General features: G+C 57.9%; 22 protein-coding genes. 9 read left to right on the forward strand and 13 right to left on the reverse strand.

Translation table 11 applies throughout. The features are described 5' to 3' along the window. Positions 1-451: 451 nt before the first annotated feature. Complete coding sequence (locus BLW50_RS29605) at positions 452-991, reverse strand: carboxymuconolactone decarboxylase family protein (RefSeq protein ID WP_139267787.1); 540 nt, start codon at positions 989-991, stop codon at positions 452-454. A gap of 571 nt (positions 992-1562) precedes the next feature. On the opposite strand from BLW50_RS29605, the gene BLW50_RS29610 reads away from it, so the two are divergent. Then, positions 1563-2534, forward strand: a complete 972-nt coding sequence (locus BLW50_RS29610) for a substrate-binding domain-containing protein (RefSeq protein WP_090710609.1) — start codon at positions 1563-1565, stop codon at positions 2532-2534. Continuing rightward, positions 2464-3567: a LysR family transcriptional regulator gene (locus BLW50_RS29615; RefSeq protein WP_090710611.1), complete on the forward strand. Its 1104-nt coding sequence runs from the start codon at positions 2464-2466 to the stop codon at positions 3565-3567. The genes BLW50_RS29610 and BLW50_RS29615 overlap by 71 nt, the downstream gene beginning before the upstream one ends. 7 nt (positions 3568-3574) lie before the next feature. Here the strand turns inward: BLW50_RS29615 and BLW50_RS29620 are convergent, their stop codons facing one another. From BLW50_RS29620 to BLW50_RS29655, 8 genes are all read right to left on the reverse strand, one after another. Continuing rightward, positions 3575-4789 carry an FAD-dependent oxidoreductase gene (locus tag BLW50_RS29620; RefSeq protein WP_170850464.1) on the reverse strand — a complete coding sequence of 405 codons (1215 nt, stop codon included), beginning with the start codon at positions 4787-4789 and terminating at the stop codon, positions 3575-3577. A gap of 22 nt (positions 4790-4811) precedes the next feature. Beyond that, positions 4812-5267 carry a VOC family protein gene (locus tag BLW50_RS29625; RefSeq protein ID WP_210186183.1) on the reverse strand — a complete coding sequence of 152 codons (456 nt, stop codon included), beginning with the start codon at positions 5265-5267 and terminating at the stop codon, positions 4812-4814. Positions 5268-5291: 24 nt separating this feature from the next. Continuing rightward, positions 5292-6344 carry a Bug family tripartite tricarboxylate transporter substrate binding protein gene (locus BLW50_RS29630; protein ID WP_090710615.1) on the reverse strand — a complete coding sequence of 351 codons (1053 nt, stop codon included), beginning with the start codon at positions 6342-6344 and terminating at the stop codon, positions 5292-5294. Between the two features lie 258 nt (positions 6345-6602). Beyond that, complete coding sequence (locus BLW50_RS29635) at positions 6603-8063, reverse strand: amidohydrolase family protein (RefSeq protein ID WP_170850465.1); 1461 nt, start codon at positions 8061-8063, stop codon at positions 6603-6605. 65 nt (positions 8064-8128) lie between these two features. Continuing rightward, positions 8129-8974, reverse strand: coding sequence for an alpha/beta hydrolase (locus tag BLW50_RS29640; protein ID WP_090710618.1), 846 nt, complete (start codon positions 8972-8974; stop codon positions 8129-8131). A 17-nt stretch (positions 8975-8991) separates the two neighbouring features. Then, positions 8992-9666 carry an RraA family protein gene (locus tag BLW50_RS29645; protein ID WP_090710620.1) on the reverse strand — a complete coding sequence of 225 codons (675 nt, stop codon included), beginning with the start codon at positions 9664-9666 and terminating at the stop codon, positions 8992-8994. Between the two features lie 12 nt (positions 9667-9678). Then, positions 9679-10464 (reverse strand): SDR family oxidoreductase, encoded by a 786-nt coding sequence (locus tag BLW50_RS29650; RefSeq protein WP_090710622.1) that lies wholly within the window; start codon positions 10462-10464, stop codon positions 9679-9681. A 9-nt stretch (positions 10465-10473) separates the two neighbouring features. Next, positions 10474-11292 (reverse strand): aspartate dehydrogenase, encoded by an 819-nt coding sequence (locus tag BLW50_RS29655; RefSeq protein ID WP_090710907.1) that lies wholly within the window; start codon positions 11290-11292, stop codon positions 10474-10476. Between the two features lie 98 nt (positions 11293-11390). Here BLW50_RS29655 and BLW50_RS29660 point away from each other — a divergent pair, with 98 nt between their 5' ends. From BLW50_RS29660 to BLW50_RS29690, 7 genes are all read left to right on the forward strand, one after another. Then, positions 11391-12452 carry a LysR substrate-binding domain-containing protein gene (locus BLW50_RS29660; RefSeq protein ID WP_170850466.1) on the forward strand — a complete coding sequence of 354 codons (1062 nt, stop codon included), beginning with the start codon at positions 11391-11393 and terminating at the stop codon, positions 12450-12452. A gap of 248 nt (positions 12453-12700) precedes the next feature. Continuing rightward, on the forward strand, positions 12701-13690 hold the full coding sequence (locus BLW50_RS29665; RefSeq protein WP_090710626.1) for an ABC transporter substrate-binding protein: 990 nt from the start codon (positions 12701-12703) through the stop codon (positions 13688-13690). A 36-nt stretch (positions 13691-13726) separates the two neighbouring features. Then, positions 13727-14263, forward strand: coding sequence for a VOC family protein (locus BLW50_RS29670; RefSeq protein ID WP_090710628.1), 537 nt, complete (start codon positions 13727-13729; stop codon positions 14261-14263). A gap of 3 nt (positions 14264-14266) precedes the next feature. Beyond that, positions 14267-15079, forward strand: coding sequence for an ABC transporter permease (locus BLW50_RS29675; protein WP_090710631.1), 813 nt, complete (start codon positions 14267-14269; stop codon positions 15077-15079). A gap of 11 nt (positions 15080-15090) precedes the next feature. Further along, the gene (locus BLW50_RS29680) at positions 15091-15882 is read left to right on the forward strand and encodes an ABC transporter ATP-binding protein (RefSeq protein ID WP_090710633.1); all 792 of its coding nucleotides are present in this window, start codon (positions 15091-15093) and stop codon (positions 15880-15882) included. A gap of 120 nt (positions 15883-16002) precedes the next feature. Then, complete coding sequence (locus BLW50_RS29685; RefSeq protein WP_090710636.1) at positions 16003-16416, forward strand: VOC family protein; 414 nt, start codon at positions 16003-16005, stop codon at positions 16414-16416. Positions 16417-16471: 55 nt separating this feature from the next. Then, a complete protein-coding gene (locus BLW50_RS29690) occupies positions 16472-17134 on the forward strand; it encodes a GntR family transcriptional regulator (protein ID WP_090710639.1) in 663 nt (220 codons plus the stop codon). Between the two features lie 12 nt (positions 17135-17146). Here the strand turns inward: BLW50_RS29690 and BLW50_RS29695 are convergent, their stop codons facing one another. The 4 genes from BLW50_RS29695 to BLW50_RS29715 all read right to left on the reverse strand — a co-directional run bounded on the left by BLW50_RS29695 (position 17147) and on the right by BLW50_RS29715 (position 20720). Then, on the reverse strand, positions 17147-18073 hold the full coding sequence (locus BLW50_RS29695) for a fumarylacetoacetate hydrolase family protein (protein WP_090710909.1): 927 nt from the start codon (positions 18071-18073) through the stop codon (positions 17147-17149). Positions 18074-18428: 355 nt separating this feature from the next. Beyond that, positions 18429-18827, reverse strand: a complete 399-nt coding sequence (cueR, locus tag BLW50_RS29705) for a Cu(I)-responsive transcriptional regulator (protein ID WP_090710645.1) — start codon at positions 18825-18827, stop codon at positions 18429-18431. 107 nt (positions 18828-18934) lie between these two features. Then, positions 18935-20350 carry a multicopper oxidase family protein gene (locus BLW50_RS29710; protein ID WP_244544527.1) on the reverse strand — a complete coding sequence of 472 codons (1416 nt, stop codon included), beginning with the start codon at positions 20348-20350 and terminating at the stop codon, positions 18935-18937. Positions 20351-20456: 106 nt separating this feature from the next. Beyond that, on the reverse strand, positions 20457-20720 hold the full coding sequence (locus tag BLW50_RS29715; protein ID WP_090710649.1) for a glutaredoxin family protein: 264 nt from the start codon (positions 20718-20720) through the stop codon (positions 20457-20459). Positions 20721-20733 lie beyond the last annotated feature (13 nt).

Here is a 20733-nt window from a genome sequence, read left to right on the forward strand (position 1 = left end):
CGGCCACGCACGGGTGGCATTTCTTGATTCATGGCCGTGTCGTGAGACAGCCACGAGGAGAAGAAAATTGGCGCAGCGCCCTCCGTGACAATTTCAGCGCCTCCCAATCCAAGATCCGACGCGGCAAGTGATGCGATACTCGAGCGATCTTTCAAGAATCTAGTTTCGGCTTGAGGAAAATCTGAGTGGACAAACCAATCAAGAGCCGCGTGGTAGCAACTTCAATTACAGCAGCACGGAGCTGACAAAAATACTTCGCCAGAAATCTCAGCGTGGCTACGTGGAGTTCGGCGAACAATAGCGTCCGTCCGCTAATAGCTATGATCAAGACCAACGCACTATTGCGAACAGCTGGTGCCAATTAACCCTGCAAAGAACGTTCCGCACCCTCGAGTTGCAAATTCTGATATTCAATCATCGCAACCAGTGGCATTAAGTTGCACTGATGATCTCACGCTTCGGGCACGGGCTCCCGGTGCAGTTTCATCGCCATAGCAACGGCGGTGTAATAACCTAGGAATGCCAATAGTTCAGCCAAACCATTGCGACCAAGATGTTTGACCGCGTGGTTGAACACTTCGTCGGTGGCTACGTCCTTCCGATCAAAGGCCTTGAAGATCTCGTAGATGGCCTTCTCTCGCTCGGTTTCTAAATACGGAACATAGCGCGCTTTTAACGCCTCGACGGTAGGTGCCGGCATTCCCGCTTTCGATACAAAGCGTAAATGAGCATCGATGACAAAGGGCGATTCCCAATGCTGCGCAATCAACACGATCGCCAATTCGAATTCTCGTTCAGAGAGGCTAGATTGAGTGTTGAGCATGGTACCCAGATGCTCGATCGCATCCGCCAGCTTTTCACTGTGCAACCAAACCTTGAACGGTGTGGGAACACGACCTCTACCGGCAATGGCCCGCTTCAAAACGTCCTGCAGCAGCGGCGAATGAATGTTTGGATCAATCTCGGCATATCGAGGGGGCCCCTCAGTCACGTCTAGCTCCTCCAACCATATTGTTTCAACAAAATCGATATACCACTTGAGTGCATCATCACAACGCGTACGGATCGACGGCCTGAAGTGGCGTTCTTTGAGACACCGCCCATTTAGACATTAGACCGCAGGGTCGCGGATCTGCGTTTCACGCCCTCTTCTAGCAAGTCCCACTTCAAGGTAGAATCCACCCATCTACACATGTAGTTCGCATAATTTATCTTATGGAACCTAATTCTAGAATTCGGATGCGCTGGAGGTCAGAGGGGTTCAAACGGCTACGCTGATTTCTTAGCAGGCCGTCGCCGGGAGGCCTATAAAAATCGTTCGGCCATCGAATCTCTCAGGCGATAGCATTCCATTCGCGTATGCCTGGAATGCAGCAGCAACCTTGCTTGGCTTCGTACCGACATGATCGCGAAGCAGTCGCCATTCAGACACATAGGCGAGCCAGCTCGCTTAAGCAAAATTCGCGAAAACTGGAAAACGAAATGAAATGATTTGCCGCGAGACTTTCAAGCTCGTTCGTCTTCCCTTACGGTCCATGCTTCCCACAGTGAGGGCTTGAAGCATGAGCGATCTTCCCCTTTCCGTCGCTTGCTGGAACTACGATCGAACCCGCTCCCTCATCGATGGACGCATCAAGCCTGCCGGCATTGATCTTCGTGTGGACGTCATGCGACCACGCCTAGCATTTGAGCGCATGCTCGCTGGCGACTTCGACATGTCTGAAATGTCTTTTGCTACCCTCGTCAGCATGAAGAGCGGCCCGAATTGTCCGTTCGTGGCAATTCCCGTCATTCTCTCCAAGATGTTCCGCCACGATATAATCTATATTCGTCGTGGAAGTGGAATTCGCGAACCCGGCGATTTGAGAGGACGGCGGGTCGGCACGATGCGGTTTACCTCAACCGCGCTCGTCTATGCCCGGGGCCTGCTGAAGCACGAGTATGGCGTAGCAGCTAACGAGATAGACTGGTTTATCGGCGGAATCGATCACGGCATTGCCCCGGTTATGCCCTCGCCCATTGAGCCCGGCCTGAAAGTGACCTTGCTGGGAGCGACGCAATGCCTAAACGCGATGCTTCTCAGCGGCGAGATTGACGCTCTGATCTCGCAGGACATGCCCGAAAGCTTCCGGAACCGCGATCCAAACGTCGACCGGCTATTTCCAAACGTCAAGGAAGCCGAAATCGCTTATTATCGCAAGACGGGGATCTTTCCCGTCATGCATACGATCGCCATTCGCAATGATGTCTACGAGCGTACCCCCTGGGTCGCAGCTGCGGTTTACGCCGCTTTCGAAAAGGCCAAGGATTTCGCCCTGAACGGACTTTACGATACCGATGCGCTGCAACTCGGGCTGCCATTCTTGATCGATCACATCGAGGAGGCAAAACGTGTGTTTGGCAAGGATTTCTTTTCATATGGGATAGAAAAGAACCGAGCTGCTTTGTCCGCGCTCTGTCAATATGTCCATGAGCAGAACATGGCCTCTGTCCGGCTTTTGCCAGAAGACCTGTTCGTGCCAGTATCTCCCTGAGGTCCGATTAAAACGACGACCCGACAGGCTTTATGATTTGGAACCGCTGATGAGTGAGCCCGCCGCCCGCGATTTTGATTTCCTGAAGAGCCTGGAAGCCTTTGTCGGCGTGGCAGAGTCGGGAAGCATGACGGTGGCCGCCAGCCAGCTGGGGATCACCCAGTCCGCGATCTCGCAGCAGATCAAGCTTCTGGAAGCGCATTTTGGCGCGCCACTGTTTCATCGCGATATCCGCCCGCTTCGCCTGACCCCTGCCGGACAACTTCTGCAGAACCGAGCGACCTCCGTTCTTCTCGCGGCCAGAGAAATGCGCGATGAGGTCAGACATGTGGCGGCCGGGCGATTGCCTCACCTGCGTATCGCAATCCTGTCGACCTTTGCGCAATATCTCGTTCCGGCGATCCTGTACGCGACCATGACGCGATCATTGATCGCGCAGAACGTCGCGGTCATTCGCGGACTATCCATCAATCACGCCCAGGATCTGATCAACCGCGAGATCGATGTCGCCTTCACGTCCGATGCCTTGGAAGATGCGAGCGCATTCGACCATCTCGAACTGCTACAAGAGTCCTATGTGATTGCGACGCCGAAGGGCGTCGTGGCTAAAGTGGACGACCTGAAGGCCTTGATCAAAGCCCACCCCTTCCTAGGATATTCTGGCCGCACCCAGTCCGGCCAGCGTATCGAACGACACCTGCGACGTCTCCGCCTGGAGATTCCTCGAGGCAATTCATTTGAATCGTCGAGCGATCTCGTGCGCGCCATCGCGCGCGGCTATGGCTGGTCGATCCTGTCACCCTCGCAACTGCTCGGTCCACTGGAAGCCGGCGCCGAAATTGCTATTCATGAGATGCCGTCGCCAGGTCTGAGCCGGACGATGGGGCTCGTCTGGCGTAAGCGTGAAATGCCGACTGCGATGATGGAACTGACAAGTGTCTGTCGCGCGGCGCTGCAGGACGAATGCCTGCCCCGCCTGCGCGCCGTGGCAACGGCACTGGTCCCGCATTTCCGCATTCTCAGCGATTCCTGAACAGATTCTACTGTATCAGCGCCGCGTCGCGGATGCTTTGTAACAACGATGTGCGCAACAGGAACTTACGGGCTAAATCGGGATCGCCGGCCGTGCGCTTGAGCTCATCTTGATTTTGCTGACGTATCGTCGGGTCTTTCTCTTGGAGCAGCCGTTTGTTTCGAATGGTCTGTGCCTGAGTATGGCTGACGGCGATCTGCCGGCGCTGCCGGTCATAGTGATCGAGAATATCGTCGTCCACGTGGTCTTGCAGAATCGCGATCAATTTATCGGCCAAATTGAATGCGTCATGGATCCCGCTATTCATGCCCATGCCGCCGATCGGGCTGTTCACATGCGCGGAATCGCCGGCCAGAATCGCCCGACCTTTTCGGAAGCTCGCGGCCACGCGCTGATGCACCGTGTAGAGATTACTGCCGCGAATGTCGTAGTTTTCCGAACTCGGCATAAAGGCTTGCAGGCGTGCCTGCAGGGCCTCGGGCTGTGTGATGACCTCTGGATCATCGTCGGGATTGGTCGGAAAATGCACGCGCCAACGTTCCGGGGGGCCAGCCCAACGGAACAGGTTGGACCATTCATCGGGATCCGAAATATAGTTTCGGTCCGCGAAGCCGTATTGTCTAAAATCGTGGACGACTTCGATATTCAGGGTGCGGTCGGGATAGGTGAACCCCTCGAAGTCGATACCAAGATCGCGGCGGACAATACTGCGCGCGCCCTCCGCGCTGACGATATAAGAACCTTCAACTTTGATTTCGTCACCGTCCGATGTTTTCGCGGTTGCGACGATTCCGTTGGCATCCTGGGTGAAAGAAACGAATGTCGTGTCCATCAACACCGTGCACAATGGTTCCTCGAGCGCAAGGGCCAGCGCCTCCTCGCAGATCTTGATACGCTCACACTGAAGCACATAGGGAAATTTCGTATCGTTTCGCAGCAGTGCGTGATCAAACTCTGCGATCAATGTGGGGCCGCCCCGGTCCCAATAGTGAAAGAGCGGGGCGCGAAAGCCGCGCGGCTCGATCTTTTCATAGAGACCGATGCGATCGAACATTTCCAGGGTCGCGGGGTGATTAGTCCCAGCGCGCGGAACCTGGTCGAGAAAGTTGGACTCGTTCAATGTCTCTATAACGGTGACCGGAACACCTGATTTTGTCAGAACCAAAGCAAGGCTCAACCCAACCGGACCGGCACCAATAATAACAACTTGTTTGGATGTCATCGATGTCGCCTCAATGCAGAGGTTATTGTTTGGCGCCAGCCCATCCTGTGTGAGTAACATCGAAGACGATGCCGTCAGGATCCCGGTATTTGGCTTCATAGTAGGAGTTCGGTGAAGTCGGTCGACCCGTCAGATAAGAACCGCCGGCATCTTGAATGGCCTTTTCGGCGTCGTCGAGGTCATCGACCCACATGCCGAAGTGATAGACACCAAGCCTTTCTTTATCGCCTTCCTTTTTGAGGAGAGCGAGATTCATCGTTCCGTCTGTCAGGTAGATGCCACGCCTGGCTGTGCCGCAACGCGTCATTCCAAATGCCTTTTCATAGAAGGCTGCGGAGGCTTCCGGGTCAGAGACGATAAGCGCCACGTGACGTAACTTCGACATGATCACAACTCCTATGGCATCATTTTCGATTAGCATTGCCGCAGCGCCGCTTCGAGCCGAAACCGCGACTATTAGAATTTCTAAATCAAGCATTTAAAATGCCTCATGAAGCCATCCCTATTTGGCCGCGTATATCTTGCGGATCGCCTGAATCTGATCAGCAGGGGCATCATAGAGTTCCGCCAACGTCTTCTGCATGACCTCTCCGGGCGTCGCGTCGATATCGATCTGCGCGCGCGCGGCCTCGGCGACGAGGGCCGGATCCGTCATCGTCTTCATAAAGGCTTGGCGGAGCAGAGTGACCCTCGACGCGGGCACGTCCTTGGCAACCACATAGGGCCTCGAAAAACTTGTTTGCGAATAGAAAAGATTCATGATGGCGCGTTGCGTATCGTTGGACGCGAACACTTTTGTGAGCGGTATTTTCATGCTGTCCAGATAGGGATGCCCGCTGACAGCCTCCTGTGCGAGTAATTTTATGGCGCCGCTACGGATCATCGGCTCATACATGGCGGCGACGCCGCCCCACGACTGGCCGCAAATGCCCTGCACCTCGCCTTTCTCCAAAGCGAGATTGACCTCTCTGGAGCCGGGATAGCCAGAAACGATCTTCAGCTTCGCGCCGAGCAGCTCCTTCAGAAGCATCGGGAAATCATAAGTCGCGCCACCTGGTGCGCTCGCACCCAAAATGATCTCCTTCTGAAACAGATCCGACAGGGAATTGATGCCGGCATCACTGCGAACGGCGCAAACGTCGTAGTCCGTATTCGCGTTGCCGACGTAGTTGAACTCCAGGGGATTATGGGTCGGGCGCGTCTTGTCGTAAAAGAGCTGCTCGACGATGGCGCCCATATAGAGGGCTCCAATTGTCGTCCCGTCCTTCGGTGCCGAGTTGGCGATGAAGGCCGCCGCGACATTACTCCCCGCCCCTGCCATGTTGGACGCAACGACGATTGGATTTCCGGGAATATGCTTCCCCAGATGTCGGGTGATGAGACGGGCATAGACATCATAACCGCCGCCGGCAGACGAGCCGATCAGCATCGTCATCCGCTTGCCTTTGAAAAAGGCATCGCCCTTGTCATCAGCAAGAGCTTGGCCGGTGTTCAATGAAGTTAAGATTGCCGTAGCGAAAAGACCTGCGCGCAGGATGCATTCATAAGGCACCATGTTTCTGATCCCATAATGCTGTCTCGGTGCAGAGCACTATGGATCAGGAAACCAACGTCACAAGTCTTCGAAGGACTATCGGGGGCGCTATATGCCCTATAGTAGGAAAACTAATCTCGATGAGAAGCAGATGAAATGAAGTCCAATGTCTGCGCTGCATCGATAATCTGCAGGTTGCATATGTTGCAGTCAAAAGAAAGCAACTTGTGCAGGCACTGCCTACACAAGTTGCGTCTTCACGTCTGACCTGTTTCTCGCTCAGGCCGGATCGGCGAAAGCAGCGAGACGGGTGTTTGATTCCCGGACCTCATGCAATATCTTGCCGTGATCGATGCCACTCAATTTGCCGCCCTTCGCCAGAACGCGACCATCTGCCATGACCAGTGACAGATTGCTTGGCTGGGCGTGAAGCACGATCGCATCCCAGGGATTTGCCATGGGTGCGATATTAAACTCGTCGCCTCCAACCAGGATAAGATCGGCACGCTTGCCGACCGTCAGCGACCCTGTGAGCTTATCGAGGCCGAGTGCCTTGGCGCCTTCTATGGTCGCCAACTCGACCAGCCGCTTGGTGGTGACGAGATTGTCGGCGCCTTCGCCGACACGATGCTTGTCGTATTTGAACATGACGCGCATGACGTTGAAGAAGTCGGCATTACCGGCGACTGTTTCGTCGAGCGAGAGACTGGTCAGAACGCCCGATTGCAACAGTTCGTTGATCTGCACCACACCCCCGTCCGGCGGGCGCTGTACTTCGCCGATCGGTGACGAGCTGAAGCTGGTGCCTCGGCTTTTGAGGATTGCCCGCTCCTCGGCGGCCGTGAACATGGGGTGGACGAGCTGCACATCGGAGCCGAGCAGGCGCTGTTTCTCCAGCTCGAAGACCAGGTCTTTGGGCGAGGCATGTAAAGTGATCGGCAAGCCAAGTTCGCGCGCGCCACCCCAATCACGCTGGGCAATGTCGAAGGTGATGGTGCCGCGCAGGCTCTGGCCGGGCACCAGATTGCGCGAGCAAATGCCGAGCGACAGTCGGCTGTCGGTTGTTGCGGGATCGGCGAACCAGTCTTTCTTGGCGCGCGCCAGATCGACCAGATCCATGGCCTTGTCGGTCGGGCCCTGTTGCGGGCCACCATAGGAGTAGCGGCCTCGAATGCCCATATCGCGCATGGCGCTGATCTCGGCATCGGCCCAGCCGGGGCCACGGGTGTTGTGGCACCAGTTATGAACCGTGGTGATGCCCGAGAGCAGGCCTTCGGCCAGACCAAAGCGCGCGGCGCGATAAGCGTCGGCGGGTGTGGTCCTGACGCCGATGCGCGAGGTCAGGGGAAAATAAGAATAGCGATTGTCGGTGGTGCGCACCCATTGCCGGCAATTGCAGTTCCACAAATGCCAATGGGTATCGACGAAGCCGGGCATGCAGATCATGCCTCTGCCCTCGATCACTTCGGCGTTCGGCGCGCTGATATTGGAGCCGACCGCGACGATAGCACCGTTGCGGACGTGGACGTCGCCGGCTGGGATTTCACCGAGCTGACTATCCATGGTGAGCAGATGCGCGTTGCGAATGACATACTCGCGGCGCTGCGCCAGCGGATTCGCAGACGCCTTCGAGGCCGCGAAGTCCTGCGGGCTCTGTGCCCGCGCATATCTTGTGGCAACAAGGCCGGCGCCGAATGCCGCGCTGCCAGCGATGACGGTCCGTCGGTTGAATGAACGCATCGAGATCCCCCCATTTTGCACATAGGCGTTGTTGGTCGTCATCGGGCCTGTGCCGACCCGACGCATCATTCCGTTTGCGGCTGCCTCGCTTGAACAAAGGCGATGATATCGGCGATCGCCTGGCGCGAAGCCGCTGTCGTTGGGTCCTTGGTGATGAACGTGTGCCCCTGTCCCTCGTATTCGTTCAGCGCGATGGAACCGCCCTGCTCCGCGTAAGCCCGGGCAAAAATCTGCGACATGTGAGGTGACAGAATAATGTCGGCCGCTCCCTGGACGAGCATGAGCGGTGGCCAGTGCGTCGCCTGCCGCTCGCGTACCAGCCGCATCGGGCTGCCCTCCTCCATTTGCTCACGGCTGGTCCAATAGGCGTCATGGCAAGCGACATGATCGTGCATGCCCTTGCTCAACGCATAGTCATAACGGATTGCCGGATCAGACACCGGCCAGCAGGCGACGAGAAATGCTAGACTGGCACTTTCCTTCATCTCGGGCTGATCGATAGCGAAATCAGGATCGTCCGGCCGCAAGGCCGTCAGCAACAGTTGATGGCCGCCGCTCGACGTGCCGACGGCGCCGATACAATCGGGGTCGACGTTCAGCTCCTGCGCATGGTGCTTGAGCCAGCGGATGGCGAAATTAATGTCTGATACCGGCAGCGGATAGCGCCCCTGGGGCGGCACGCGAAAATCGATCGCCATCACCAGAACGCCGGCGGCAGCCAAGGCACCATCGATCGCCTGATTGGTCAGGCGATCTTCAGCGCACCAGCGGCCGCCATGGGCGTCAACGACAGCCGCTGTTTTACGTTCAACCTTTGGTCGGTAGATGCGCGCGATCAGTGGGATGCCCCGAGGCGTGTGATAGACACTCTCCTCGATCGAAAACTCCACCACTGTTGGTACCCCGTCCATCGCGCAATCCGTTACTGTCAAACGTGGCCGTACTTCTTCAGAGCTTCGGCAAGGGACAAGCCGCCGAGAATTTCGGCGCGAATATCCTCTTCGCGACGCGTCAGCTCTTCCGTGCGGATCAAGACAGGTTCGATCAAGGCCGCCGGAATAGCGATGGCGCCGTCCTCATCCGCCAGGATGAAGTCTCCGGGCGTAATCGTCACATCCTTGCGGGTGGCACCGCTCACCGACACCGGGATGTTATAGCCGTTCACCTTCCAGCGCCCGATCGACTGAACCGGAGTGCGATATTTGGCGAAGACGGGAAAGCCGTGCTGGCTGAGATAGCGTAAATCGCGAATGCCACCGTCAACAAGCGCGCCGACGCAACCGCGCTCCTTCATGCCGATGGCGATGAGCTCACCGAAATAGCAAATGCCCGCGCCATCGCCGCTCCACACCGAGACGTCGCCTGGCGACAGGCCCTGGCAGGCTTTCATCTTCTCGGCGTCGCCACCCAGCGGATAGGGGGTCATCTGGCCGCGGATCGTATAGGCGAAACCCGCGATCTTCTCGGCGCCAGACACATAAGGCAGAAAGTCCGCCGCCAGGCCTTGGTCGGGATAGCCCATCTCGTCGAGCACATCGGCCACGTTGGAGGTGTCGACCTTGGAGTAGCGGGCGATGATGTCGTCTCTATTGATCGTCGTCATGATGTGATCTCGTTAAATGCTGGGGATGTAGCCGCCGTCGACGCGCACGACGGTGCCGGTCACATAGGAGGCGCGATTGCCGGCCAGGAAGGCGGCGACATCGCCATATTCGGCGGGATCGCCATAGCGGTTCATGGGGATGGTTTCGACGCTCTGCGCGACGACATCCTCAACCGACTTCCCTTCCCGCTTGGCTTTCGCCTCGTCGAGGGCGCGAATGCGCACCGTGGCGATACGACCAGGCAGAATGATGTTCGAGGTTATGCCATGGGGCGCCACTTCACGTGCCAGGGTTTTTGACCAGGCAACAAGCGCGGCGCGCAGTGTGTTGGACACGCCGAGATTTGGAATCGGCGCTACAACGCCCGACGACGTGCTGGTGATGATCCGGCCCCATTTCTTGTCGATCATATGGGGGAGCGCGCGATCGGTAATCTTGAACACCGACAGGGCCATGCTCTCGAACTGCGCGCTCCATGTGGCGGACGGCACGTTGCGCGCCTCGCTCGGTGGCGGCCCGCCCGTGTTATTGACGAGAATATCGACCGCACCGACATTCTGTTCGATCCAGGCGAATTTCTCGTCGATCAGCGACTGGTTCGCGAGATCCCATACCAGTGGCAGGAAACGGCCGCGCGCATCCTTGAGCCGTGCAGCCGTGCGCTGCAGGCTTTCGTCGCGAATGCCGCCGCCCACGACAATGGCCCCTTCCCGCGCCAAAGCCTCAGCGATCGCTGACCCAAGCCCTCCGCCCGCACCAAGAACAAGCGCGACTTTCTTTTCAATACCGAGATCCATGGGGCGATCCTATGTGCCGACACGCAGCGGCGCGTTTATTTTCCGGAGATAGGCGATGACCGACAGCGCGGTGATCCGCCCAGTCTTTGGATTTTCGCTGGGAATGTTGGCGATGCTCATCGTGAAGCTGGCGGAATCCGCGTCGACTTCGATACTGTGTGTGTTGCGGTCGATGCCGGGGTCGGCCCATATCTCGAGAGTCGTCTTGTCGACGCCGATGCCGGCGAGGCCGAGCGCGACAGCAACATTGAGGTTGGCCGGGAAACCCACCGCCGCTTCACGTGGGGAACCCGAGAAGATTTTCATCGGCTCCTTGATGTCCTCGATCTTGATGTTGTTCTCTTCGAGGAAGGGCGCACCCATCAGACCCTTGACCGGCTTGCGCGTCACCATGGTCACTTTGCGAATGGTGCTCTCAGCGGCGGCCGTCACCGCGTCGAGGCCGAGCAAAGCGCCGGTCGGCACGCCGATCTGCCCGCCATGCGCTTTGGCGACGTCGACGAGATCCATGTTGTTGAGCAGCGCGCCACAGCTCAACACGACCGCGGTCTTGCCGGCGCTCACGAACGGTTCAACGATCTGACGCACGAGCGCGGCCGGCGCGCATTCGATGACGATGTCGGCGAGGCCTTCGAGCGACGCCAGCTCCACCACCGCAGGTGGGGTCTTGAGGTGACGCAGCCGCTCTTTCGCCGCCGCGATGTTCTTGGCCGAGACCGCCACAAGGCTGAGGCCTGGGATGCCTTTGTCGAGTTCTTCGGCCAGCTTGAGGCCAACCGCGCCAAGGCCGGCGATTGCGACCCGCAGAGGAGCGCCCGCTTTCTGCATCATTTTGCTTCCTGTTTACGAAACCAATGATCGAGAAATGGAGTTTTCGGCGATGCTGGACAAACCATTTGTTTTCAACGTATGCATGACTAATGGTAATGCATGCCGATCGCGCACCGCGTTTCAATCTCGGAACCCTCAGGGGATTTGAGGCGGCCGCCCGCCACCTGTCTTTCACGCTCGCCGCCCAAGAACTGAACGTGACGCAAGGGGCCGTCAGCCGTCAGGTGATGCAACTTGAACGCGATCTTGGCATCGCCTTGTTTCAGAGACGAATTCGCCGCCTGCTCCTCACCACGGCCGGCAAGGATTTTTACGACGCGACGAAGACCGCGTTACGGGTCTTAGACGAGGCAGCCACACGGCTTGGCGCCGATAGCGACGGGGCACGGCTGACCGTTTCCGTATTGCCGACGATCGGCGCGCTCTGGCTGATGCCGAAGCTGCACCGGTTCCGGAAGAAACATCCGAAGATCGATCTGCGGCTTATCAGCTCGATCGAGCCGTTCAGCCCTGGCGGCAACGAGATCGAGATCGCCATCCGGGTCGGCCAGCCTCCTGGACGAGCCATGGGGCAGACGACGGGGGTTGAGGGGCCGCGGATCGATCTGACCATGGCGACAAAATGGGATGGGCTCTCGTTCATTGAGCTCATGCCCGACACGCTGGTTCCCGTGATATCGAAAAGCCTGATCCCCTCGGACCATAAGCTGACCCTAAGCGAGGCCCTATCGCTCTTTCCCCGCATTCACGTGTCATCGCGCCGGCATGCCTGGCCGGACTGGCTCGCAACCCAGGCGATCAACGAGCCCAAGTGCCCCGACGACGTTGAATGCGGGCATTTCTTCATGGCGCTCGATGCCATGCGCGACAGACAGGGGATTGCCCTCGTCCCAGCCCTGATCCTGGCCAATCTGGAATACCGGCAGGAACTGCAGATCTTGCCTTTCACGCCGATAGCGAGTGCCGGCAGCTATCATGCGGTGTTCATGCGGATCCATGCGGCGAACAGTGCCGTGACCGCCTTCCTGTCGTGGCTACAGGAAGAAGCAACGCTGTTGCAAACACGCACCGACGAAGTTCTAGCTCAGGCGGTCGCGGACCAGGCAAGCCCCCTGCGGCCGCCGTCGGCTAACGTATACACGAAACACTCTCGTTGATATCCAGGGCCTGCTTGAGCTCGTCAGTGACGATCAGAAGCGCGGCAAATCGGTGATTGTCGCGACCGCGCAGAGGCGCAAGATACCCGTATAAATACTCTATTTTTCCCTCTCTTTGACCGGTCGTTTCGGGCTTTCGCATCGGCAGCAAAACGCAGCCATTGACGTGCATACGTAATGATGTCAACGTATACACGGATGGCGCAAGCCATATCGGCTGACTGTTGCTCGTGGCGGGGAACTTCAAGATGTTTCGATTGAAGGTTGCGACTGGTCTTCTGTGTGTTCTGTCTTTCATGCCGGCTGCGGCCGGCGCTGCCGAAAAAATCACTTACAATATGGCGTGGTTGCCGCAAGGCAGCGTCGGCGGAACGATCGTTGCCAAGGCCAAGGGCTTCTTCGCTGAGGAAGGTCTGGACGTCGAGCTGACGCGCGGCTACGGCGGCCAGCGCACCGTGAACGAGGTTGACCAGGGCGTTTTCGACGTCGGCTACGGTGATCCCCCGAGCGTCATTCTGAACAACGCCAATGGTGGCCGCACGGTGCTCATCGGCGCCATCAACGCGCGCTGGCCGGCCGGGCTCTGCTATGTCGAGGACGGCAAGCGGCATCCCAAAACGCCCGCAGATCTCAAGGGGATGACGGTTGCCGGCGGCGCGGGCTCGCCGGTACAGAACATTGTGCCGGCCTGGCTCAAGATGAATGGCCTGCCGCCCGACAGCATCAAGCTGTTGCGCATGGAGCCGGCGGTGATCAATGGCGCCTTAATCGAGGGACGTGTCGATCTCGCCGAATGCTGGGAAGGCGCCAACATGCCGTTGTTGGATTTCACCGCCGCCCAGGCCAATAAGAAGGTCAACCACATCCTCTATCGCGATTTCGGCCTGCATATCTATGGCAATGGTTTCGTGACGAGCCAGAAGATGATGAAGGAACGGCCGGAGGCGCTGCGAAAATTCCTGCGCGCAAGTTATCGCGGCTATCGCTATATGGCCGCCAACATCGACGACAGCGTCAATGCCATCGCTGGCCTCTATCCGACCCTGAATAAGGGCGTCCTCGCTGGCCAGATCAAGCAGACAGCGGATCTTCTCAGCGATCCCGAACATCCGGGCAAGGATATGGGCTTCCTGCGCGATGACCGCATGGCCAGCACCTTCAAATTCACCACAGAGGCCTTTGGCGTCGGCGAAAAGCTGGATGTGAAACAATTATACACGAACGAATTTCTCAAGTGAGGACGATGCGGCAGCATGGCATCGGGAGGGTCGTCGATGATCGGCATTAAACCATTGAAGCTCGGACATATCGTGTTGATGGTGCGGGACGTGAAGAAATCCTGCGAATTCTACACGGACATTCTGGGGCTGAAAGTCTCCGATTGGATCGACGACAAGATGGTGTTCCTCCGCGCTGGCGAGGATCACCACGATCTCGCCTTGTCGCAGGTGGATGGCGATTGGGATTATGACGCGCCCGGAGCGGGTCGCCGCCCTGGCCTCGAACATTTCTCCTATCTCGTCGACTCGCTCGAAGAGATGGAACAGGCCGCCACGTTTCTGCAGGACAAAGGCATCGATATCGTGCGCGGCATCGGCAAGCACGGCCCCGGTGAAAACTGCTTTCTGGTTTTCAAAGATCCCGATGGCAACAACGTCGAGATCTATTGCGAGATGCTGCAGATTCCCCGCAATGCCAATCACAAGCCGGAGGTATGGGAGCGCAACATCGAGTCTTTCGATCGTTGGCGGTTTGCGCGCTTTATCAATCCGCCGCCGGCGCAAGTCGTGGCCGCGAAAAAGGGAAGCTGAGGCATGGCGCTCGCGACACAACAATTCGGGCAGAAACGTGCCAAACGGCCCGCAAGAAGGTGGTTTACACTCTCGCCGAACGTCTGGCAGCCTGTCGTCTTCTTCGCGCTTTTGTTCCTGGCCTGGGAAGTGGCTGTTACCGCCCTCAATGTGCGGCCGTATCTCCTGCCCCGCTTCAGCGTAGTCGCCAGTGCGCTGTGGACCGCGCGGGTAGATCTTCTGCACAATGTCGGCATCACGATGATCGAAGTTGCATTCGGCTTCGTCGCGGCCGTTATCGGCGGAGCGCTGCTCGGCGTCCTGATTTATGCGTCGCCGGTCGCGCGGCGCACAGTCTATCCGTTCGTGACGGCGCTACAGGCAATGCCGAAAAGCGCCCTCGCCCCGTTGATGGTGGTCTGGTTCGGTTATGGCCTGTTTTCGAAAAGCGCCATGGCCTTCCTTTTCGCCTTCTTTCCGATCGTGGTGGCAACACTCGGCGGGTTTCTCGGCACGCCAGCCAATCTGGAAGAACATTTCCGCGCCTTGCGTGCCTCCTCCTGGCAGACGTTCACGATGCTGCGTCTACCGGCGACGCTGCCGAACTTTATCGATGGGTGCAAGGTAGCCATGCCGCTCGCCATTATCGGCGCCATCATTGGCGAATTCGTCGGCTCGCAGGATGGGCTTGGCAACTACTTGATGATGGCGGCCTCGAGTTCGCGGACGGACCTGATGTTCGCCGCCATTCTGGTGATCACCGCCACATCCATGGTGCTGTACTGGATGCTCGAAATCATCGGCCGCTGGGTGTGGTGGCGCGGAATTCAGTTTTAATCGAGGAAGTGATGCTCGCAGTGGACAACAAGACAAAGGCACTCATCTCCGACAAGGCGGCGATCAACATTCGCGGCTTGCATAAGTCCTTCTCGTCCGATGTCGTCGCGCTCGAAGATATCGATCTATCGATTCCCGAACGGCAGTTCGTTTCGATCATCGGGCCGAGCGGTTGCGGCAAGAGCACGCTACTACGCATCCTTGCCGGCCTGTTGCCTTGGGACACGGGCACCGTTGAACTCGACGGCGGATCGGTATCGGAAGCTAGCACGTCAGTTGGCGTGGTGTTCCAGTCGAGCAATATGCTGCCGTGGCTCTCGGTACGAGACAATGTGGCGCTCGGCGCCAAGATCCGCGGTATCTCCACAGGCCCAAACGGCCAGATCGTCGACGACATGCTGAAACTTTTGTCGCTCGACAAATTCGCCAAGAGCTATCCGCATCAATTGTCCGGTGGCATGCGGCAGCGGGCGGCGATCGGACAGGCGCTCGTGCTCAATCCAAAAATCCTATTGATGGATGAACCGTTCGGCGCGCTCGACGCCCTCACCCGCGATCGCCTGAACGTCGAACTCCTGCGCATCTGGCAGGAACAAATGAAAACCGTCGTGCTGATCACTCACAGCATTTCCGAGGCGGTGTTCCTATCCGATCGGGTCGTTGTGATGTCGCCGCATCCCGGCAAGATTATCGAGGAGATCGAGATCGACTTGCCCCGCCCCCGCCAGCCTGACGCCACGCGGCTCAATCCGCTTTTCGGCCAATATGTCACCACCCTGAGCAAGATCATGGGTGTGACCTGAATGATCGTTCTGCCTCGATGCCTCGCCATGCGATGTGTCGGCACCCAGTCGAGTATACGTATAATATTTTGTGCATACACATAGGGCTGCTATAATCAGCCATAGACTCAGGGGTAATCCATGACCAGCAAGCTTCGCCACATCGCCATTTCGGTTCCGGATCCGGAAGCGGCCGCAGTCTTCTTCGAGAACGCTTTTGGCATGACCCGCGCCGGCAAGGCCATGCGCGGCTGGTATATGACCGACGGCGTGTTCAATGTCGCGCTGCTGAAATTCACCGGGGAGCCGGTTCCGGGGTTCGAGGATGCCGGCGAGCATTACGGCCTCATCCATTTCGGCATGTGGGTCGACAATCTCGACGATGCGGCCAACAAGATCGAGGCTGCCGGCGGCAGCTATTTAACCGGCCGGAAAGAAAAGGATCCGAACGTTTATTATGAGGTCAAATACAAGACCCCCGAGGGATTTGTCTTCGATATCACCGAATCCGGTTGGAAAGGTGCAGTCAAGAACGTGGTTGCATCAGAAGCTTGAAAGTGCTTCGTGCCGATTGTTATCATTTCGGAATAGAACGGCGACGTCGTAGGCCATGAGCACGAACTCATCGCGCATTTACAAAGAACTGGCGCAGCAAATCATCAGCGGCTCGCTGCCGCCAGGCCAGAAACTTGAAGAAAAAGTTCTGGCTGAACAATTCGGCGTGTCCCGCACGCCGATTCGCGAGGCATTGAGGGAGCTTGGCGCACGCGGGCTCGTTGATTTCATTCCCCGCCGAGGCGGTATCGTCGCGGAGATCGGCATTCCACAACTGGCCGACATGCTGGAAGCGGAATGCGAGATCGAGGGCCTTTGCGCCAGACTGGCGGCACAGCGCATGACTGCCCTCGACAAGGGCAATCTAATGGAGATTCACCGCCAGGCCCTGAAGCTGGGCGGGGCAAGATCGGAAGCGGTTTACCTTCAGCTCAACCACGAATTCCACGACCTCATCTGCGCCGGCGCTCGCAACCAGACAATCGCGACATCGGCGCGTGAGCTGCGCGAACGCCTCGCGGCCTTCCGGCAGTCACAGTCGGGCACTCTGAAAGAGCGCATGGAACGCTCCAACGAGGAACATGAGGCGATCGTCCAGGCGATCCTGGCGGGGCAGCCGGAAGCGGCTTATGAGGCTATGCGCAAGCACAATGCCCGCCTCAGTTCCGGCGTACTGCGTCTACTGTCTCGCAATGTGGAAATGGCACCGGCGAAATAGAATCGCCCGGGTTCAAGCCCGGGCGCGCACCAGCAACTCTACCGGGTTGGTCAGCCTACCGATTGCGGGGATTTCCGCCGAAACAGTGTCGCCTGGTTTCAGGAACATATTGCGGCCCATTCCAACACCGGTCGGCGTTCCAGTGGCGATCATATCGCCTGGCTGCAAGGTGAGCATACGCGAGAGATAGGCGATCTGTTCCGCCAAAGTAAAAATCATCTCGTTCGTATTGCCGTTCTGCATCATCTGATCGTTAACGCTCAGTTTGAGTTGAACGTTCTGCGGATCGGGAATGAGCGCGGCCGGGACGAGCCAGGGGCCTGTCGGGCCAAACGTGTCGTAGCTCTTGCCACGGAACCAGTCGTTCTTAAATGGAAAGTCCGTCCGGCGGCTAAGATCGCGCGCGCTAATGTCGTTGAATACCGTGTAGGCGGCGACATGGGCCAGCGCCCGTTCCAGGGGAATGTCGCGCCCGCGCAAGCCAATGACGGCAGCCAGTTCCACTTCCCAGTCCACCATGGTGGATTCATCAGGCAGCAAGATCGCCTCGTGCGGCCCAACAACCGAGGTATCCGCCTTCATGAAAATATAGGGCTGACTGTCCGTCTTGGCCGCCAAGGCAGTGCCCATCTCTTCCGCATGCTCGACGAAGTTCGACGCAGCACAGAAGATACGCTTGGGCACGAGTGGCGCCTTAACGACGGCCCTTTCGGGCAGCGGCACCAAACCATGCCGCTTCTCCTCGATTTGGGCGGCAATTTCGGCGAGCTTCGGTTGGAGGCTGCCCCAATGGTCGATGATAGCTGCCATGGATGAAAGATCTTCGCTGACGCCGAAGTGCTTGGCCGCCCCCGTTAGATCGTAAAGCGCTCCACCCACGACAATTGCGGTGCAATATTGTCCGCCAACATCCGCTATCGCCAAAGCATGCCAAGTCATGATCTCGTTCCGTGTATGCTTGATATATATTCGTGCATACACTAATCACAAGGGTGCGGATCGTCAATTTAAATTGTTCCCTAGGAAGCGCGGCCCGCCCGGATTCTGAAACGGTTGGGCGACAGGCGAAATACCTCCCCAGCTTGGAGAGTCTTCACGAAGGTGATGACGAACACCTCGTCTTCCGCGAGCAACTTATTGCACAAACTTCCCAAAAACCTTGAGCTGGCGAGGCTGCGGGAAAATCCGATAAAGAGGCATTCAGCGCGGCGATCTTCACTGACAGCTGAAGTTGCTTCCTTCATCAAGATCCGTTGGATTGCCAGCCTGCTCTTTCGTCGTGCTAGGTTGTCAATCACTGCTTGCGTTGAGAACTCGATAGCCCCTCAATGATCGGGCAGTCGGGGCGGCTATCGCCTTGGCAACTGCGGACAAGATGGCGAAGCGTATCGCGCAACTCCGTAAGCTCCACCAGCCTGCGGTCGATTTCGGCGAGTTTCGTCTTAGCCAGCGCTTTTACGTCGGCGCTTTCGCGCTCCTTGTCATTGTAGAGCGAAAGCAGTTGCCGGCATTCCTCAACTGAAAAGCCGAGGCGGCGCGAGCGTTGGATGAAGCGCATGCGATGCACGTCGGCGATCGAATAGTCGCGATAGCCGTTACTGGCGCGGTCAGCCGTCAGCAGACCTATATCCTCGTAATAGCGGATGGTCTTGGCCGGAAGTCCCGATTTTTCCGATGCAGCCCCGATATTCATCTGGTTCTCTCTGGAGTGACCTGGAGATTATATAATGCTTCCAGTTACTGGAAGCTCAAGTGTTTTGTTCTCCAGGGCCGCCGTAAAAATGCTTCCCTAGCGCGCACTCAACCTTCATAGGCCAGCGATGTCATCATGCCGCCGGCCATGTGATAGAGATGGTGGCAATGGAGCGCCCATTTGCCGGGATTGTCGGCATCGAAGGCGATCGTGACCGCCCCCATATGAGCGGGCACCAATACCGTATCGCGCACCGCGCCGGCGAGACGCCGCCCATTTATCGCCACCACCTGGAAATGATGCCCGTGAAGATGCATCGGATGGGACATCGACGTATGATTCATGAAGGTCAGCTCCACACGATCACCGCTCCGCACGGTCAAAGGCTTGTCCTGGCCGTGAACCACGCCATCGAGCGTCCAGACATAGTTCCCCGCCTCGCCCAGCATCATGGTGTGCTTGCGGGTTGCCGCTCGTTCCAACAGCGGCTTTGCGGCCCGTAGCCGCTGTTCCAATTCAGCGCCGACAGCGGGAAAGTTTTCGTCAGCCGTAGCTGCGAGTTTGCCGACCGACGCGCCCTTGGCGGCGAGCATCACTCCGGTTCGCATCTGGCCTCCTTCCTGGATCGCGAAGATAGGCCAGGCGGAGCGTTCTTTTGGGAGATCGAGCAGAATGTCGAGCCGCTGCGCGACCGCGAACTCAAAGCGTGAGCCGGCGATCGGCTCCACCGGCATGCCGTCGACCGTGATCAGTTTACCCGACAGCCTGCCCAGATCGATCCACATATTGGTGCTGGCGGCGCCATTGATAAGGCGAAGACGGATGCATCCACCTCGCTCGACGGAAATGACATCCGGATCATCCATCGCACGGTCATTGGCAAGGAGCGCGTCATATCGCACATCCTGCAGATGAGGCGCACGGGCCATCTGCATGCCACCATGATTCATTCCGCCGTGAACCATCGGTCTCCGGCTTTTTGCGCCATGTCCCATTGCCGCATGTCCCGGCGCCGCGCCAGCCGCCATGTCGTGACCGCCAGCCTTGAGCTCGGCGAGGATCTCTTCTGGGTCGCGGAAAGTGAAATCATGGAACAGCACCACAACCTCCTGGACATCCTTTGAAGCCTCTGCTGGATCGAGGACGATCAGAGGTGCGGCAAGCAGACGTTGCTCCTGCAATCCCATATGTGAATGCATCCAGAATGTGCCGGGACGGACGACCGGAAAATCATAGTCGTGGCGCCCTCCGTCCGGGATCGCCTCCTGTGAAAGACCAGCGACCCCGTCCTGCCGCCACGGCGGGGTGAGCCCGTGCCAGTGAATAGCGGTTGGCTCACCAATGCGATTTTCGAGCCGCACGCGGAAGTTTTCGCCCGCATTCATCACCAGAGCATGGTCGCCCCCAGGCTGGCTCAAGCCAAAGACATTGGCTGCTTTGCCCTTGACTTCGATGACACGTTTGGCCGCCGTGACGATCTTGGGGCCGTTGCCGGGAGAAGCGAAGAGAGCGGGGGCTGTCATTGTCAGAGCGCCTGTTGCTGAAAGTTTCAAGAATTCCCGACGATGCATGATGTAGATCCATTGTGGTCGTTAAGAAGACGTCGGCGTGAAAGAGAGAGGGCGATGGTCAGGCGCTCTTCCTGAGATCGAGAAGCGCCTCGATGCCGCTGCGTTGCATGGCAAACGTGCCGAAAAAGATGAACTTGCCGTCGATGATGGTGATGGGCGCGACACGTACACCGGTTCGGCGTTTGGCTTCCTCCGCGATCTCTGGCTTGCTCAAGTCATGCTCGATGAAAGGCAGGTTCTGCGTGTTCAGCCAACGCTTCAGTGCCAGACAGTCCGGGCAGGTCACCGTGGTGTAGATTTCAATATGGAGCGCTTTCGACATGACAATCCTCATG

This window comes from Beijerinckia sp. 28-YEA-48, assembly GCF_900104955.1.
Lineage (GTDB): Bacteria > Pseudomonadota > Alphaproteobacteria > Rhizobiales > Beijerinckiaceae > Terripilifer.

Coding starts and splice junctions, on each gene's coding strand:
- BLW50_RS29610 (WP_090710609.1), top strand. CDS start 1,563: ATGAGCGATCTTCCCCTTTCCGTCGCTTGCTGGAACTACGATCGAACC.
- BLW50_RS29615 (WP_090710611.1), top strand. CDS start 2,464: ATGTCCATGAGCAGAACATGGCCTCTGTCCGGCTTTTGCCAGAAGACC.
- BLW50_RS29620 (WP_170850464.1), bottom strand. CDS start 4,789: ATGACATCCAAACAAGTTGTTATTATTGGTGCCGGTCCGGTTGGGTTG.
- BLW50_RS29625 (WP_210186183.1), bottom strand. CDS start 5,267: ATGCTTGATTTAGAAATTCTAATAGTCGCGGTTTCGGCTCGAAGCGGC.
- BLW50_RS29630 (WP_090710615.1), bottom strand. CDS start 6,344: ATGGTGCCTTATGAATGCATCCTGCGCGCAGGTCTTTTCGCTACGGCA.
- BLW50_RS29635 (WP_170850465.1), bottom strand. CDS start 8,063: ATGCGTTCATTCAACCGACGGACCGTCATCGCTGGCAGCGCGGCATTC.
- BLW50_RS29640 (WP_090710618.1), bottom strand. CDS start 8,974: ATGGACGGGGTACCAACAGTGGTGGAGTTTTCGATCGAGGAGAGTGTC.
- BLW50_RS29645 (WP_090710620.1), bottom strand. CDS start 9,666: ATGACGACGATCAATAGAGACGACATCATCGCCCGCTACTCCAAGGTC.
- BLW50_RS29650 (WP_090710622.1), bottom strand. CDS start 10,464: ATGGATCTCGGTATTGAAAAGAAAGTCGCGCTTGTTCTTGGTGCGGGC.
- BLW50_RS29655 (WP_090710907.1), bottom strand. CDS start 11,292: ATGCAGAAAGCGGGCGCTCCTCTGCGGGTCGCAATCGCCGGCCTTGGC.
- BLW50_RS29660 (WP_170850466.1), top strand. CDS start 11,391: ATGCATGCCGATCGCGCACCGCGTTTCAATCTCGGAACCCTCAGGGGA.
- BLW50_RS29665 (WP_090710626.1), top strand. CDS start 12,701: ATGTTTCGATTGAAGGTTGCGACTGGTCTTCTGTGTGTTCTGTCTTTC.
- BLW50_RS29670 (WP_090710628.1), top strand. CDS start 13,727: ATGATCGGCATTAAACCATTGAAGCTCGGACATATCGTGTTGATGGTG.
- BLW50_RS29675 (WP_090710631.1), top strand. CDS start 14,267: ATGGCGCTCGCGACACAACAATTCGGGCAGAAACGTGCCAAACGGCCC.
- BLW50_RS29680 (WP_090710633.1), top strand. CDS start 15,091: ATGCTCGCAGTGGACAACAAGACAAAGGCACTCATCTCCGACAAGGCG.
- BLW50_RS29685 (WP_090710636.1), top strand. CDS start 16,003: ATGACCAGCAAGCTTCGCCACATCGCCATTTCGGTTCCGGATCCGGAA.
- BLW50_RS29690 (WP_090710639.1), top strand. CDS start 16,472: ATGAGCACGAACTCATCGCGCATTTACAAAGAACTGGCGCAGCAAATC.
- BLW50_RS29695 (WP_090710909.1), bottom strand. CDS start 18,073: ATGACTTGGCATGCTTTGGCGATAGCGGATGTTGGCGGACAATATTGC.
- cueR (WP_090710645.1), bottom strand. CDS start 18,827: ATGAATATCGGGGCTGCATCGGAAAAATCGGGACTTCCGGCCAAGACC.
- BLW50_RS29710 (WP_244544527.1), bottom strand. CDS start 20,350: ATGACAGCCCCCGCTCTCTTCGCTTCTCCCGGCAACGGCCCCAAGATC.
- BLW50_RS29715 (WP_090710649.1), bottom strand. CDS start 20,720: ATGTCGAAAGCGCTCCATATTGAAATCTACACCACGGTGACCTGCCCG.